This window comes from Hydrogenophaga sp. (assembly GCF_041633695.1).
GTDB lineage: Bacteria > Pseudomonadota > Gammaproteobacteria > Burkholderiales > Burkholderiaceae_C > Hydrogenophaga.
In genome coordinates this window covers 1-2,083 of record NZ_JBFJMY010000613.1, presented here as the reverse complement: position 1 = coordinate 2,083, position 2,083 = coordinate 1, and the positions used below count along the sequence as shown (strand labels likewise).

Below are 2,083 nucleotides of genomic sequence, written 5' to 3'. Positions count from 1 at the left end.
ATGACGCCGGTGGACAACAACTCGAACGACTCCGGTGCTGCTTTGAGCGTGGTGTTCCAGCCCATGGCTTTGGAGAGTTCGTTGATGTTGCCACCACCAATGCGGAACTTGAGCGCCGCTGCATCGGCCGCAGAGGTGACCGGCTGTTTGCTGTTGAAAATAATGCCAGGACCGTGGGTGAAGACGGCCAGCGCTTTGACGCCGCGGTGCTCACCCAGAGGTGCGAAGTATTTGGTGTAAATGCGCTGGTAGGCCACCGAGGTCGCGGTGGCGTTGTCGCCCAGGAAGGGAAATTCCGCGACCTGGGTGTTGATGAAACGCCCCGGGGTGTAGCCGTCCACGGTGTAAGAGATGTCGGCCAGGCCGTCGCGCACCGCGTCAAAAGTGCCCGGGGCCGCAGCAACGCCCTTGGGCAGGATGTTGCACTTCATGCGGCTGGCGCTCTCCGCTTCCAACCGGTCGCACCAGGCCTTTTGCACCGTGCTCAAGGTGTGGGTGGGCGGCAGCCAGCTGGAAACGGTGAACACCGTCTGGGCGGATGCCCAACCGCTGGCCAGTGCGGTGGTGGAGAGGGCTGCGGCAAACAGGCGGCTGAACTTCATGCGGGGACTCCTGATGGGTGTGGCGAAAATAGGTTTCTAAATATAACTAAGACGGCTCATTTCACTATAGGCGATATCCCGAACATCGCTTCTCCATGTTTACCCGAGTTAGCCGACCGAATGGTCGGGTAAAGCGGACTTTTTTTCACCAGTTGAGTGGGGTACAAGGTCTTTCTTGGTCGTCGCTGGGCGTCGTCTATAATCACTAAAAAGCACGGTCGTTCTATTTTTTTCAAATGCAACCATTTGAGCCATTGCCTTCGGCAACTGGCGGGGCGCATACAATCTTTGGTTGACGTGCACGTCAATCGAATCTGTTTCATCCAACTCAGGAGCAATCAAGCATGAAGGTCCTCGTCCCAGTCAAACGCGTGGTGGATTACAACGTGAAGGTTCGCGTCAAGAGCGATGGCAGCGGGGTGGACATTGCGAACGTGAAGATGAGCATGAACCCGTTCGACGAAATCGCCGTGGAAGAGGCGGTGCGCCTGAAAGAGAAAGGTGTCGCCACCGAAGTGATCGCCGTGTCTTGCGGTGATGCCAAGTGCCAGGAAACCCTGCGCACCGCCATGGCCATTGGCGCGGACCGCGCCATCCTGGTCGAGACCAGCGAAGAACTGCAACCCTTGGCCGTGGCCAAACTGCTCAAAGCCTTGATGGACAAGGAGCAGCCCGGTTTGGTGATCCTGGGCAAACAGGCGATCGACGACGACTGCAACCAGACCGGCCAGATGCTGGCCGCTCTTGCCGGTCTGCCGCAAGCCACCTTCGCCAACAAGGTGGAAGTGGCCGATGGCAAAGCCAGCGTCACCCGCGAAGTCGACGGCGGCCTGGAAACCCTGTCCATCACCTTGCCCGCCATCGTCACCACCGACCTGCGCCTGAACGAGCCGCGCTACGTGACCTTGCCCAACATCATGAAGGCCAAGAAAAAGCAGATGGACATCGTCAAGCCCGAAGACTTGGGTGTCGATGTCAGCCCGCGCATCAAGACCCTGAAGGTCGTCGAGCCGCCCAAGCGCGGAGCGGGCGTCATGGTGCCCGATGTGGCCACGCTGGTGGACAAGCTCAAGAACGAAGCCAAGGTCATTTAACCCCCCCGCGCCGCCTTCGGCGTCACCCCCCAGGGGGCGGCGCTGGTGGCCCGGCGAAGCCGGTTCCACGGCGCCCTGGGTTTAAGACACTTGGTTAAAACATCTTTTCTGGAATCTCATCATGACCTCTCTCGTTATTGCTGAACACGACAACGCTTCGATCAAAGGCGCCACGCTCAACACCGTGACCGCTGCCGCCCAATGCGGTGGTGATGTGCATGTGCTGATCGCTGGCCACAACGCTGGCGAAGCCGCCAAGGCCGCTGCCGCCATCGCTGGCGTGAGCAAAGTGATCCACGCCGATGCCGCTTACCTGGAACACGGTCTGGCCGAGAACATGGCCGCCCAAGTGCTGGTCATTGCGTCCAGCTACAGCCACATCCTCTT

1 protein-coding gene and 2 pseudogenes are annotated in these 2,083 nt (G+C 59.5%); 2 read left to right on the top strand and 1 reads right to left on the bottom strand.

Annotation, left to right across the window (positions count from 1 at the left end; all coding sequences use genetic code 11):
* Window positions 1–602 (bottom strand): annotated as a pseudogene (locus tag ABYB95_RS22410) (ABC transporter substrate-binding protein); the annotation flags it as partial.
* Window positions 603–946: 344 nt separating this feature from the next.
* Here ABYB95_RS22410 and ABYB95_RS22405 point away from each other — a divergent pair.
* Window positions 947–1,696 (top strand): electron transfer flavoprotein subunit beta/FixA family protein, encoded by a 750-nt coding sequence (locus tag ABYB95_RS22405; protein ID WP_372662205.1) that lies wholly within the window; start codon window positions 947–949, stop codon window positions 1,694–1,696.
* Window positions 1,697–1,817: 121 nt separating this feature from the next.
* Window positions 1,818–2,083, top strand: a pseudogene (locus ABYB95_RS22400) (electron transfer flavoprotein subunit alpha/FixB family protein); the annotation flags it as partial.

Bases quoted from the DNA above. Each gene is read 5' to 3' on its own strand.
- ABYB95_RS22405 (WP_372662205.1), top strand. From the start codon at position 947: ATGAAGGTCCTCGTCCCAGTCAAACGCGTGGTGGATTACAACGTGAAG.